The 12,616-nt window shown below is 74.8% G+C and carries 14 protein-coding genes; 6 read left to right on the top strand and 8 right to left on the bottom strand.

Annotated elements, in window-relative coordinates; all coding sequences use genetic code 11:
• Window positions 1-478 precede the first annotated feature (478 nt).
• Window positions 479-1,033 (top strand): PPA1309 family protein, encoded by a 555-nt coding sequence (locus tag VIB11_RS01910; protein WP_332027824.1) that lies wholly within the window; start codon window positions 479-481, stop codon window positions 1,031-1,033.
• A 25-nt stretch (window positions 1,034-1,058) separates the two neighbouring features.
• Here VIB11_RS01910 and VIB11_RS01915 read toward each other — a convergent pair whose 3' ends face one another.
• The 3 genes from VIB11_RS01915 to VIB11_RS01925 are packed head-to-tail and all read right to left on the bottom strand — an operon-like array spanning window position 1,059 to window position 3,735.
• Window positions 1,059-2,168, bottom strand: a complete 1,110-nt coding sequence (locus VIB11_RS01915) for a YlbL family protein (protein ID WP_332027826.1) — start codon at window positions 2,166-2,168, stop codon at window positions 1,059-1,061.
• Window positions 2,165-2,596 (bottom strand): molybdenum cofactor biosynthesis protein MoaE, encoded by a 432-nt coding sequence (locus tag VIB11_RS01920; RefSeq protein WP_332027828.1) that lies wholly within the window; start codon window positions 2,594-2,596, stop codon window positions 2,165-2,167. Before VIB11_RS01920 ends, VIB11_RS01915 begins: the two co-directional genes overlap by 4 nt.
• An 11-nt stretch (window positions 2,597-2,607) precedes the next feature.
• On the bottom strand, window positions 2,608-3,735 hold the full coding sequence (locus VIB11_RS01925; protein WP_332027829.1) for an NAD-dependent epimerase/dehydratase family protein: 1,128 nt from the start codon (window positions 3,733-3,735) through the stop codon (window positions 2,608-2,610).
• 61 nt (window positions 3,736-3,796) lie between these two features.
• On the opposite strand from VIB11_RS01925, the gene VIB11_RS01930 reads away from it, so the two are divergent.
• Window positions 3,797-5,221 (top strand): zinc-dependent metalloprotease, encoded by a 1,425-nt coding sequence (locus VIB11_RS01930; RefSeq protein ID WP_332027830.1) that lies wholly within the window; start codon window positions 3,797-3,799, stop codon window positions 5,219-5,221.
• Window positions 5,218-5,799 (top strand): NUDIX hydrolase, encoded by a 582-nt coding sequence (locus VIB11_RS01935; RefSeq protein WP_332027832.1) that lies wholly within the window; start codon window positions 5,218-5,220, stop codon window positions 5,797-5,799. Before VIB11_RS01930 ends, VIB11_RS01935 begins: the two co-directional genes overlap by 4 nt.
• Here the strand turns inward: VIB11_RS01935 and VIB11_RS01940 are convergent.
• Together VIB11_RS01940 and VIB11_RS01945 are read right to left on the bottom strand one after the other, a co-directional pair.
• Entirely contained in the window at window positions 5,788-6,378 is a 591-nt protein-coding gene (locus VIB11_RS01940; RefSeq protein ID WP_332027834.1) for a M48 family metallopeptidase, read from the bottom strand. The genes VIB11_RS01935 and VIB11_RS01940 overlap by 12 nt on opposite strands.
• A 71-nt stretch (window positions 6,379-6,449) precedes the next feature.
• A complete protein-coding gene (locus VIB11_RS01945) occupies window positions 6,450-7,274 on the bottom strand; it encodes an enoyl-CoA hydratase/isomerase family protein (RefSeq protein ID WP_332027836.1) in 825 nt (274 codons plus the stop codon).
• Between the two features lie 134 nt (window positions 7,275-7,408).
• Between VIB11_RS01945 and VIB11_RS01950 the strand changes: the two genes are divergently transcribed.
• The 3 genes from VIB11_RS01950 to VIB11_RS01960 all read left to right on the top strand — a co-directional run bounded on the left by VIB11_RS01950 (window position 7,409) and on the right by VIB11_RS01960 (window position 10,108).
• Window positions 7,409-7,567, top strand: a complete 159-nt coding sequence (locus VIB11_RS01950) for a DUF5679 domain-containing protein (RefSeq protein ID WP_091756008.1) — start codon at window positions 7,409-7,411, stop codon at window positions 7,565-7,567.
• 163 nt (window positions 7,568-7,730) lie between these two features.
• Window positions 7,731-8,774 carry a TOMM precursor leader peptide-binding protein gene (locus VIB11_RS01955; RefSeq protein ID WP_332027839.1) on the top strand — a complete coding sequence of 348 codons (1,044 nt, stop codon included), beginning with the start codon at window positions 7,731-7,733 and terminating at the stop codon, window positions 8,772-8,774.
• Window positions 8,771-10,108, top strand: coding sequence for an AarF/ABC1/UbiB kinase family protein (locus VIB11_RS01960; RefSeq protein WP_332027841.1), 1,338 nt, complete (start codon window positions 8,771-8,773; stop codon window positions 10,106-10,108). The genes VIB11_RS01955 and VIB11_RS01960 overlap by 4 nt, the downstream gene beginning before the upstream one ends.
• Before the next feature lie 48 nt (window positions 10,109-10,156).
• On the opposite strand, the gene VIB11_RS01965 is transcribed toward VIB11_RS01960, so the two are convergent.
• The 3 genes from VIB11_RS01965 to VIB11_RS01975 are packed head-to-tail and all read right to left on the bottom strand — an operon-like array spanning window position 10,157 to window position 12,551.
• Window positions 10,157-10,414 (bottom strand): hypothetical protein, encoded by a 258-nt coding sequence (locus VIB11_RS01965; RefSeq protein WP_332027843.1) that lies wholly within the window; start codon window positions 10,412-10,414, stop codon window positions 10,157-10,159.
• Window positions 10,415-10,420: 6 nt separating this feature from the next.
• Window positions 10,421-11,017, bottom strand: a complete 597-nt coding sequence (locus tag VIB11_RS01970; protein ID WP_332027845.1) for an HhH-GPD-type base excision DNA repair protein — start codon at window positions 11,015-11,017, stop codon at window positions 10,421-10,423.
• A gap of 40 nt (window positions 11,018-11,057) precedes the next feature.
• Entirely contained in the window at window positions 11,058-12,551 is a 1,494-nt protein-coding gene (locus tag VIB11_RS01975; RefSeq protein ID WP_332027846.1) for an alkaline phosphatase family protein, read from the bottom strand.
• Between the last annotated feature and the right edge of the window lie 65 nt (window positions 12,552-12,616).

Raw genomic sequence — 12,616 nt, forward strand, 5'->3', positions numbered from 1 at the left:
AGCTCGGTGACGAAGACCGACCGGAAGTCGAGCGCGTCGAACCACAGCACCTCGGTCCACACCCCGGCCGCCCACGAGATGAGGAAGCCGAGCGCGACGAGGATGGCGATCGTCGGGCCGAGCGGCCCGCGCCGCCGCCGGAGCATCACCGGTGGGCGCGGCCCACCGAAACGACCGCCGCCCGGGCGCCCCTGCCCTCCGGACGAACCCGATCCGCCGCCCTCATGGGGCGGACCGCCTGCGCCGAACCACTCTGAAGAACTCACCACACGCCCGTTCTGCCTGGGGCCCGCGCTCGAACGCGCACACCTCCGGTTTATGGGACAACTTACCGAGCGGGTGCACGGTTCCCCGCGCTGGTCACCAGCCTGTGGCCCGACTGCAACCTCCCCGGGCCGGGAGGGTCGGCCGGGGGACCCGCCGCGGCCCGTGCCGCCGCCCGCGGGCGCACCCACCGAGCCCCCGTATGCCGGCCGGCATGGGGCACGATGGGCACGTGACCTCCCAGCCGCAGCCCGTCGCCGACCCGCTGACCATCGCCGCCCTCGACACCGAGAAGCACGTCGCCGCCGCCGGCTGGGACCAGAACCCACGCCTCTTCGCCCTGGTGCCCACGGCCGACCTGCTGGAGCGCGAGCCGCACCTCAGGGCCGGGCTGAGCGGCTCGGACCTCGCCGAGGGCGCCCTCTCGGCGATCGAGCAGGAGGGGCTCCCGCCGACCTCGTCGCTGGAGTCCCTCCTCGGCACCCTCGCCTGGCCAGACTCCGTCGCCGGGGTGGCGCTGGCCGTGGAGCGCATCGTGGTGCCGCCGGAGGCCGAGCGCGACCTGCCGAGCAGCTCCACCGAGGCCGTCGACACCCTGGCCGCCCACCCGGACCGCCGCGACGTCAGGCTGCTGGTGGCGGTGCTGCGCAACGGCCAGAGCCGCTGCCTGCTGCGGCAGCGGGCCCACGACAGCGACGACCAGGTGGCGCTGGGCGAGGACCTCGCACCGGGCCTCGTGCACGCCCTCAGGGCAACGCTGCAGGACTGAGCCGCGCTCGCGGCACCCCGGCAGGTCAGGTCGAGCAGGTGGGCAGGTCGTCCGCCTTCTTCGCGGCGATGGCCTGGACCGCCTCACGGGCCTCGTCGAACGTCGAGACCCGCACGACCCGGAGCCCGTCGGGGACGTGGCCGGCGAGGTCCTCGCAGTTGGGGGCTGGGGCGAGGAACCAGTCGGCGCCACCATCGCGGGCGCCGGCGACCTTCTGCCGGATGCCCCCGATGGGTCCCACCTCGCCGTCAGCGGTGATCGTGCCCGTGCCGGCGATCTCCTGGCCGCCGGTCATCGCGCCGGGGGTGAGCGTGTCGTAGATCCCGAGGGCGAACATCATCCCGGCGGAGGGACCGCCGACGTGCCCCGCCTCGACCTGCACCGAGAACGGGAAGTCGAACTCGCGGCCGAGGAAGACCCCGACGGTCGCCTTGCCGTCGGAGTCGCGGGTCTTGGCGCTCACCTCGACGGTCTTGCCGTCACGGCGCAGCTCGAGCGCCACCGGGTCGCCGGGTCGGTGCTTCTGGATGGCGGCCCGGAGCTCGTCGGCCCCCGCGATCGCCGTGCCGTCGACGCCCACGATCTCGTCGCCCTTCTCGAGCACTGCCGCCGACGGGGCGTCCTCGGCGACCGAGGCGATGGTCACCCGCTCCTTCACCGGTTTCCCGAGGGCCTTCAGTGCCGCGGCGATCGCCTCCTGCTGGGAGTCGATCATCTGCGCGGCCCCTTCCTCCTCGACCTGCTTGCTGGTCAGGCCGGGCGGGTAGACCTCCTCCTCGTGGAACACCTCGGTGTCCGGGTCGACCGCGCCCCAGAGCAGCTCCCAGACGTTCACGCTGTCGCCCGGGCCACCGAGGTCGCGGATGGTCGTGAAGTCGAGCGAGCCGGACGTCTCGTAGGTCTGGGCGCCCTTGACGGTGATGAGCTTCGTCCCCCCGATGTCACCGAGGGTGTCGACGATGGGCCCGGGCTGCCGCACGACGTACGGCAGGCTCACCATCGACAGCACCGCCGCCGCCGCGATGGCGAGGAAGAACCCGGCGAGGGTGACGGTGGCCCGGCGTGACAGCTGGTACGGGTCCGGGTGGGCGCCGAGGGCCTCGGGGGACCGGTGGCCGCGCGTGCGCCGCCTCACGGGAGCCCGACCCACTCGTCGGACCCGTCGGCGAACCGCTGGTGCTTCCAGATCGGCACGGTCGACTTGAGGCTGTCGATGAGGTCACGGCAGGCGTCGAACGCCTCGCCGCGGTGCGGGGCCGCGACCGCGACCACGACGGCCGTGTCGCCGATCTCGAGGTGACCCGTGCGGTGCACCGCGGCGAGGCGGAGGGCGCCGTGCCGGGCCAGGACCTCCTCGCACACCCGGCGCAGCGTGTCGGCGGCGGTCGGGTGGGCGGAGTAGTCGAGCGCGTCGACCTGCTCGCCGTGGTCGTGGTCGCGGACCACGCCGATGAACAGCGCGATGCCGCCGCACTCCGGGTGGCGGACAGAGGCCAGGACCTCGTCGACGGACAGTGCGTCCTCGCGCACCTCGCACAGCACGATCTCGGCACTGCTGCTCACGCTGGTCACGCTCAACCTCCTCTGCGACGTCGCCGTCGCATGATCGCGGCGGTGCCGACCATGGCGACCGCCGCACTGGCGGCCCCCAGCGCCGCGTCCTTGCGGTCGAGCCGCCGGGCGGCCACCGCGTGGGAGCCCCGGATGTCCTCCAGCAGGACCCCGAGGCACGTTTCATTGTCGTATGCCGGCTCCCACCCGCTGGCGCGCAGGGCACCGGAGGAGACCGCCCAGGGGTGGACGACGAAGAGCAGGTCGCTGGAAGGAGTCGGCAGCACACCAACGCGGTGGAGGCGGTCCGCAGTTCCCTGGGCCACCGCAAGGCTCACCTCGACGCGGCGCATACCGGTGAGCCGCTCGACGTCCGCCTCGGTCAGGTGGCCCTCGCTGCCGACGGTGACCTCCGGCCCGAGCGCGTGGGCCGCGACGACCGCGACCGCGGAGCCGAGGTCGTCGACGTGGCAGAACTGCCACGCCGGCGAGGCGCCGCGGACGGTCAGCAGCCGCGGCGCCTCGAAGTGGCGCGTGATGACGGTGTCGACGCCGTCGCCGACGAGGGCGGCCGGCCGCACGACGGTGGTCTGCAGCCCGGGGTGCACCTCGCGCGCCACCGCCACGAGCTGCTCGACGTCCATCAGGTCGCCGACCATGCCGCCGTCCGCGGCGGCCCGCAGCGGCGCGTCGTCCGCGAGGGGCACCGGGTTGTCCGGGTGCGCGCCGAACACCTGCGCGCTGGTCACCACGACGAGGTGGCGCACCCCGGCTGCCGCCGAGGCGGTGATGACCGTCTGCGCCCGGCGCAGGCTGCGCTCCCGCCGGGGCCGGCGGCCCTCGGCGATCTCCTGGGCCAGGTCGGTCTGGGTCGCGACGTAGACGGCCGTGTCGACCCCGCGGAGGGCCGCGGCCAGGGCCGGGTCCCCGGGGTCGGCCTGGCGCCAGTGCGTCCCGCCCACCTCGGCCGGCTCGACGTCCACGGCCACGACCTCGCCGATGCGAGCACCTCCGGGAGCTCCTGAGGAGCCGCGAGCAGCCGCCCCGACGAGCTCGCGCAGGATGGCACGGCCGGCCGGCCCGGCGGCGCCGACCACCGCGACGGTGATGGCGCTACGCCGGGAGCGAACGGCACCCCGGGGGGAACTCACGCAGGCCTCCTCATGGTTGTCTTGGGGAGAACCATCCTCGCAGCACGCCAGAGGAGCCGTCGTGCCTGACCACCCCACCCCGCCCGAGCACCCCGACCCGGACGAGCCCCAGGACAGCTCCGGGCTGCCCCCCGAGGTCGAGGCGATGCTCTCGCGCCTCACGGGTGGCCAGGGCATCGACCCCGAGACCGCGAAGATGCTCCAGGGCATGGGCCTGGACAAGATCGACCCGGCGATGCTCCAGATGATGACCGCCCAGGTCCAGGCGATGTTCTCCGGGCCCGCCGACGAGCCGTTCAACACGGCCCTCGCCACCGACACGGCCCGCAAGGCGGTGTCCGCGGCCGGCGACCGCAGCGTCTCTCCCGCCCAGGCCGCGCAGGTCGACCAGGCCGCCAAGGTCGCCGGGCTGTGGCTCGACCAGGTCACCGGCTTCGAGGCCCCCGGCATCAGCACCCACGCGTGGAGCCGCGCCGAGTGGGTCGAGGCCACGATGCCGACCTGGCGCAGCCTCGTCGAGCCGGTCGCCGAGGGCGTCGGCCGCGCCATCAGCACCGCCATGCGGACCCAGCTCGAGCAGCTGGGCGAGGGCGCCCTGCCCGAAGGGATGCTTCCCCCGGGCATGGACCCCAAGGCGCTGCTCGGCCAGATGGAGCCGATGCTGGCCCGGATGAGCGGCTCGATGTTCGGGCTGCAGGTCGGTCAGGCCGTCGGCGCCCTCGCCGGGGAGACCGTGAGCGGCACCGAGATCGGACTCCCCCTCGTCGGCGACCAGGCGGTCGCCCTGCTGCCCGCCAACGTCGAGGCGTTCGCCGAGGGCCTGGGGGTCGACCTCGAGCAGGTCCGCCTGTACCTCGCGGTGCGCGAGGCGGCCCGGGTGCGGCTGTTCGCGGACGTCCCCTGGCTGGGTCCGCAGCTGCTCGCGGCCGTGCGCGACTACGCGCGAGACATCACCATCGACACCGAGCGCATCGAGCAGGCCCTGCAGCAGGTCGACCCCACCGACGCCGAGGCCCTGCAGGCCTCCCTGCAGGACCAGCTCTTCAGGCCGGACCCGAGCCCCGCGCAGAAGGCGGCCCTCGCCCGCCTCGAGACCTACCTCGCGCTGGTCGAGGGCTGGGTCGACGTCGTCACCGAGCGCGCCACCCGCGACCACCTGCCGCAGACGGCTGCCCTCGGTGAGGCCGTGCGCCGCCGCCGCGCCACCGGCGGCCCCGCGGAGAAGGCGTTCGCCGGGCTCGTGGGGCTCGAGCTGCGACCGCGACGGCTGCGCGACGCCGCCAACCTCTGGGCGGCGCTGGAGGCGAGGCACGGCGCTGCTGGCCGCGACGCCGCCTGGGGCCACCCGGACGTCGCGCCCACCGCGGCCGACCTCGACGACCCGCTCGGCTACGTCGAGCGCGCCGGCAGGCCCGGCAGCGACGACGTCGACGCCGCGCTCGACCAGATCCTGCGCGAGGGCGGCGGCAACGAGGCCGGGCGGTGACGTCCGCGGGCGCGCGCGTGCCCACGGCATACCTCGCCCTCCGTGCGGACGCCCGCGCGGTGCTGACCACGTGGGATGCCCCGAGCGCGGCGCAGGAGTCGCTGCGCAGCGCGTTCCTGCGGCACCTCGACGCCCACGAGGGGGCGCTGTGGAAGCAGGGCCCGTCGGCCCACCTCACCGCGAGCGCCCTCGTGCTCAACCCCAGCCTCGACAAGGTGCTGCTGACCCTGCACGCCAAGGCCGGCCTCTGGCTGCAGTTCGGCGGGCACGTCGAGCCGGGTGACCCCAGCGTGCTCGCGGCGGCGACCCGGGAGGCCCGCGAGGAGTCCGGCATCCCGGCCCTCGCGCTCGCGCCCGTGCTCGCCCACCTCGACCGCCACGCGCTGCTCGCGTCCGGCTTCGGGCGGTGCCGGGAGCACCTCGACCTGCGGTATGCCGGTGTGGCGCCGGACGACGTGGGCTACGCGGTGAGTGCGGAGTCGCTCGACGTGCGCTGGTGGCCGGTCGACGACCTGCCGGAGGCCAGCCGCCACGAGATCCTGCCGCTCGCCGAGGCGGCCCGCCGGCTACTCGGCTGAGCCGGCGTCCTGCTCGTCCGACGGCCTGACGTCCAGCGCGGCCTGGCCCGGCTCGGGGTCCTCCTCGTCGTCGACCGCGGCCAACCCGGCGGTCGCCGAGACGCCCTCCAGGTAGCCCCGGGCACGCTCGGTGCGGGCGTACCCGTCGACGAGGGACCAGAAGTCCTTGCCGTGGCCGGGCACCAGCAGGTGCGCCAGCTCGTGCAGGACGACGTAGTCGAGGACGTAGCCCGGCATCCCCCGCACCCGGGTGGAGATGCGGATGCTGCCGTCGGCGGGAGTGCAGGAGCCCCAGCGCGCCTGCTGGTTCGAGACCCAGCGGATGCTCGTGGGCTTGGCCAGGCCGCCGAGGTAGCGACGGGAGAGCTCCTCGGCGCGGGCGGCCAGCTCGTCGTCACTCGGCGAGCGGCGCCGGTCGCCGGCCGCGAGCCGGTCGAGCATGGTGGTGACCCACTGCTGCTCCTCGGCCCGGCTGAAGCGCGCCGGGATGAGGACGATGGTGCGGCCGCCCTCGCGGTAGGCGCTGACGGTGCGCCGGCGCCGGCGGCTGCGACGCACCTCGACCTCGGGGCTCCTCACACCCCGAACATAAGGCACAACCGGGCCGGCACGCCTCCATCCGGGACCGCGGCTTCGTCGGGTGTCGGGCCTCAGCGGCCGTGGAACGTCGGCCGGCGCCTCTCCGACGCGGCCGCGATGCCCTCGTGGAGGTCCTCGCTGGCCAGGGTCACCGCCTGGGCGAGCGCCTCCCACTCCAGCGCCCGCTCGTAGCTCGCGTGCCCGCCGTCGCGGACCGCCTGGAGGGTCAGCCGCGTCGCGATGGGAGCGGCGGCCGCGACCCGCTCGGCGGCCTCGAGGGCGTGTCCGAGCACCTCCTCCGCCGGGCTCGCCAGCGAGACCAGGCCGAGCGCGACGGCCTCCTGACCGGTGACGATGCGCCCGGTCAGCAGCAGGTCACGGGCGACCGCGGGGCCCCCGACGTCGGGCAGCGACCAGGTCGTGGCCATCCCGGGGTGCAGCCCCAGGGACGTGAAGGGCACGCCCATCCGGGCGTCAGCGGCGGCATACCGGATGTCGCAGGCGAGGGCGAGCGCGAAGCCCGCCCCGATCGCGTGGCCGTTGATGGCGGCGATGGTGGGCACCTCGAGGTCCTTGATGGACAGCCACGAGCGGTAGAAGGTCAGCATCCGCTCGCGCAGGTCCACCACCTGGGCGTCCGGCTCGGAGACGATCCAGGACAGGTCGCCTCCCGCGTTGAACGCCGGAGGGGCCCCGGTGACGACGACGGCTGCGAGGTCGGCGTCGCTGCGCAGGCTCGCCATGACCCGCACCCAGGACGCGGTCATCGCCGCGCTCATCGAGTTGCGCCGCCCGGGCAGGTCGAAGGTCACCACCGCGATGCGCCGGCCGGCGGCCTCGCGGGCCTCCACGCGCAGGTCCTCGTAGGGCTCTGACCACCAGTTCGCAGCGTCCATGGGCGCAGGATAGGGGCCTGTCGCTGAGCACGGACGACACGCCCCCCTGCACGTTTTTGTGCTCAGAAGGGTCTAGGGTGAGCGAAGTCCAACACCGCAACCGTGCGGTGGTATCGACAAGGAGACATGAAGCGATGGCTGACGAGACCTACAAGGGCGAGTTCTACTGCGTGAAGTGCAAGGAGAAGCGCGAGGCCGAGGGCAAGGTCGTCGAGACCAACGGCCGTCGCATGGCCAAGGGCGTGTGCCCCGTCTGCGGCACCAACCTCAACCGCATCCTCGGCAAGGCCTGACGCAGGCGGCCTCCAGCAGTCGCCGCGAGGGGCGGGACACCGGCACCGGCCGGGTCCCGCCCCTCGTGCTGTCCCGCGGGCCTGTGGATGGCGCGACCGCCCGGCGGGGGCGGTGTGCCAGATTGGGCAGCCGACCGCCCGACCCGAGCACAGGAGGCCGTCCATGGGCTCGCGGCCCCGCCTGAAGCAGCAGTTCCGGCCCCTGCGCCGTGGCGACGGCCGGGTGCAGCTGGGCGTCGACCCCTCGCTCGGGGTGGTCCTCGAAGGGCTCTGCGACGGCGAGGTCGAGCTGCTCGAGCGCCTCGACGGCACACTCGACGAGCCCGGGGTGACGGCCTGGGCGGCGGACCGCGGCATCCCGGGCGAGCGCGTCGCCGCGCTGCTGGCCACCCTCCGCGAGCACCGCCTCACCGTCGAGTCTCCCGCGCACCGCCTCGACCTGGCCGGCCTCCCCGGGCCGCTGCGCACCTCGCTCGGCCCGGACGCCGACGCGCTGGCCTGTGCCTACCGCAGCGACGACGACGGCTACGCCCTGCTCGCCGGCCGCGGCCGCCGCGGTGTGCTCGTCGACGGCGGCGGCACCCTGCCGTCGGCGCTGGTGCAGGCACTCCGCCAGGCGGGAGTGGGCCGGGTGCACGCGGGCAGGTATGCCGCGGACGCCCGTCCCAGCCCACCGCCGGACCTCGTGGTGCTCGCGGGCACCGGCGCCCTCGACCCCGCCCGGGCGGCGCCGTGGATGCGGGACGCCACGCCGCACCTGCCCCTGGTGCTGCACGGCACCAGCGCCGAGGTCGGGCCCCTGGTGCGACCCGGGTCCGGGCCCTGCCTGCGGTGCCTCGACCTCACCCGCGCCGACCTCGACCCCGCCTGGCCGGCCGTTCTGTCGCAGCTCGCGCCGGCCGGCATCGGGGCTCCTCCCGACGCCACCGGCGAGACCTCGCTCGTCCTGGCAGCAGCCGGGCTGGCGGCCATGGTGGCCCTCGCCGCCCTCGACGGCCAACCCACCCCACCCGGGATCTCGGTGGAGGTCTCGCTGGCGCGCCCGCACGTCGCGGAGCGCCGGTGGCTGGCCCACCCGGCGTGCTCGTGCGGCGGGGGCCCCACCGCTGCAGGGCCGGCCGGTCACCTCGCCGCGGCGCCGCGCGGCGACACGGCCGGGGGGCCTGCCGCGCCCGGGGGGCACGCTCAGGCAACAATGGCCGGGTGAGCGACCTGCCTCGCCGAGCGGTCAGCCGGACAGCCCGGCTGGCCAGCTTGCCGCTGGGCTTCGCGGGGCGCCAGGCCGTCGGCCTCGGCAAGCGGGTCGGCGGCAAGCCTGCGGAGGCGGTGGCCGCCGAGCTCCAGGCCCGCACCGCGGAGCAGCTGTTCAAGGTGCTCGGCGAGCTCAAGGGCGGTGCGATGAAGTTCGGGCAGGCGCTCTCCGTCATGGAGGCAGCGATGCCCGAGGAGCTCGCCGGCCCCTACCGCGCCACCCTGACCAAGCTGCAGGAGGCCGCGCCCCCGCTCCCGGCCGAGACCGTGCACCGGGTGCTGGCCGAGGAGCTCGGCCCGCGCTGGCGGACGGCCAAGTTCCAGTCGTTCGACGACGTCCCCGCGGCAGCCGCCTCCATCGGCCAGGTCCACCGGGCAGTGTGGCGCGACGGGCGGCCGGTCGCCGTGAAGATCCAGTACCCCGGCGCCGCCCAGGCCCTGCTCAGCGACCTCAACCAGCTGGCTCGGGTGGCCCGGGTGGCCGGCGGGTGGATCCCCGGGATCGACATCAAGCCCATCACGGACGAGCTCAAGTCGCGGATGTCGGAGGAGCTCGACTACAACCTCGAGGCCGCCAACCAGAGCCGCTTCGCCAAGGTCTTCCGCGACGACCCGCACTTCGTCGTGCCCGACGTGCTCGTCAACAGCGAGCACGTCATCGTCTCCGAGTGGCTCGACGGCCTGCCGCTGTCGACCATCGTGGCCAGCGGGACCCCCGAGCAGCGCAACGAGGCCTCCCGGCTCTACCTCGAGTTCCTCCTCGTCGGCCCCGGCCGGGCGGGCCTGCTGCACGCCGACCCGCACCCGGGCAACTTCCGGCTCACGCCCGACGGCCGGCTCGGGGTCATCGACTTCGGGGCCGTCAACCGGCTCCCCGGCGGCCTCCCGTCGGCCATGGGCGAGCTCATCTCCGACGCCCTCGACGGCGACGCCCTGACGCTCGTCGACGGCCTGCGACGCGAGGGCTTCATCAAGCCGTCGATGCAGGTGGACCCGCACGCCGTGCTGGAGTACCTCAGCCCGCTCATCGAACCGATGCGCCACGAGGAGTTCAGCTTCACGCGGGCGTGGCTGCGCGGCGCGGCGCAGCACCTCAACGACGTGCGCCAGCCCGAGTTCCTCGTCGGCATGAAGCTCAACCTCCCCCCGGACTACCTGCTGATCCACCGCGTGTGGCTCGGCGGCATCGGGGTGCTGTGCCAGCTCGGCGGCACCATTCCCGCCCGCGGGGTCATCATCGAGCACATGCCGGGCATGCGGCTGCGGCACCTGCCGCCCACCGTCGACTGATGACGGGCTCGCCGGACGGGGTCGGCTCCTGACCCCTCCTCCACGGGGTCACCACCAGCTGGAGTCGAGCTTGCCCTCGATGCTGCGCAGGTGCCGGCGGCTGCACGACTCGCAGGTCCAGACCTCACGGCCGTTCTCGACCCCGCGCGCCCAGGTGAGCCGGGCCACCGCGGCATCGTCGGGCCGGGCACCGCAGGTCGCGCAGGTCATCGCCGCGGCGCCAGCCCCGCCCGCCGCGCTCTCGCCCGCCGAGCCCCCGGCCGCAGCGCCGTCGCCCGCCGAGCCCCCTCCCGCTGACGTCCCCACCACGACTCAGCCCTTCGCCGCCCGGGCCGCCTTCGCGGACGCCTTCGCCGCCTGCTTGAACTCCCGCACCTTCTGCAGCGAGGCCTCGTCCACCACGTCGGCCACCGACCGGTACGAACCGTCCTCGGCGTACGGCCCGATGGCCTCCTGCCAGCCGGCGGGGCGCACTCCGAGCTGCTTGCCGACCAGGGCCGCGAAGATCCGCGCCTTCTGGTCCCCGAACCCGGGCAGCGCCCTGAGCCGGGTGAGCAGGTCGGCGCCGTCGGCGGCCTCGGTCCAGATGGTCTCGGCGCGCCCGTGGTACTCGTCGCGCACGACCGCTGCGAGCGCCTGGATCCGGCCCGCCATCGACCGCCCGTAGCGGTGCACCGCGGGAGGCATGGCGCACAGGTCGGCGAAGGCCTCGGGCTCCGCCGACGCAATGCGCTCGGGGTCGAGGGTGCCGAACCGCTCGAGCACCTTCGCCGGGCCGCGGAAGGCGTGCTCCATCGGGTACTGCTGGTCCAGCAGCATCCCGACGAGCAGGGCGAACGGGTCCTCGCTCAGCACCCGGTCGGCGGTCTCGTCCTGGGCGATGCGGATCTGCGGGATCGGGGAGGCCATGCCCCTCAGGGTAGTCACCCGGGCGGAGGCCGGCGCCGCCTCACAGCAGGTAGATGAGCCCCGGCCCCTCGTCCCGGTACGCGATCCCGAGCGCGTCCAGCGCCGGCCGCCACGAGCCGGTGACGCTCTCGTCGGCGCCCTCGAACCCGTGGTCGGCGGTGAGCAGGAAGGTCACCTCGTCAGCGACCCCCAGCGCGTCGAGGTGGTCGAGGAACGCCACCAACCGCCGGTCCGCCTGCCGCAGCGCGTCCCGGGCCATGGCCGAGCGCGGGCCGCCGCCGTGGTGGCCCGCGTCGGTGACGACGTTGGCCCACCACGTCAGCACCGGCGCGCCGGCCGGGTCGGCCCAGAGCTGGAGCATCTGCTGCAGGCCGAGGTCGTCGACCTGCACGCCCCAGCGGAAGTAGCCGTCCTCCAGGTGGGCCGGGTCTCCGATGAACGGCGAGGAGTGCGGGTCAGGGAGCTGGTCGCCGAGCCCGCCGGCGCCGCGGCTGTTGCCGCTGGCCCGGATGAGCTGCATCGTCGCGTAGTCGGCGCCCCGGTCGATCGCCTCGTCCACGCTCGCGGTGCGGGGGGTCTGGCGCGGCGCCACATGGTCGTTCACCATCTCGAAGACGGTGCGGGCGTGCCCGTGGAGCCACTCGGCGCTGCGGTGCCAGGTCGTCTCGTCGTTGGGCACCACGCGCTCCCCGGTGGCCCGGTCGAAGTAGACGTTGCCGAGCACGCCGTGCCGGCCCGGGCCGACGCCCGTGAGGATCGAGGTGTGGTTCGTCAGGGTCACGCTCGGGAACTGCGCCACCGCGCCACCGCGCAGGGCCACCCCGCGCTCGATGAGCCGGGCCACGCCGGGCAGTTCTCCGGCCTCGGCGAGGTGGAGCAGGTCGCTGCAGTGGGCGCCGTCCCAGAGGATGCCCACCACCCGACGTTGCTGACCGTCGGGCACGTCGTCGAGGTATGCCGTGAGCACCCGCCCGTCGAGCGCGTCGCCTGCCCCGTCCACGAGGTCCGCGGAGGGGACGCCGGCGAGGTGTGCCAAGGTCGGCCCCACGTCGACGAGCCGGGCGTGCTCGTGGACGGCACCGCGCCGCCGCACACCGGCGCCGGAGAGCACCAGGGGCGCCCGGGACTGGATGACGTCGAGGGACCCGTGCTCGCCCCGGTGGCCGCCCTCGTCCGGGAAGAAGTGGCGCGGGGTGTGCACGACCGCGACGTCGGGGCTCCGGTCGGCGTCGGAGAAGAACGAGAGCACGCGCTCCGCGGCATACGGGTAGGCGTTGTCGGTGGAGACCCGCGGGCCCTCGCCGGCCAGCTCGCGCTCGTAGGGCAGGAACGCCATCGGGTCCTCGCTCGCGATCGGGTCGGTACCGTCGAGGAGCTCGTGCCGCCCGCCCGGGTGCAGCCGGACCCGTCCGAGGTGGTTGGCTGCGTGCGCGACGGACTGCCCGTCCTCCCCCGGCTCCACCCACAGCACGAGGTCGACGACGGCGGCAAGGCTCGGGGCGCAGAGTGCGGTGATCACGGCGTCGCGGGACATGGCCGCCACCCTAGGGCGAGGCACCCCGGGCAGCAGTGAGCCCACCGGGCCGGCGGGTCCGGTGG

Origin of the sequence: Pedococcus sp., assembly GCF_036554925.1 — a bacterium.
In the GTDB taxonomy this organism is placed as follows: Bacteria; Actinomycetota; Actinomycetes; order Actinomycetales; family Dermatophilaceae; genus Pedococcus_A.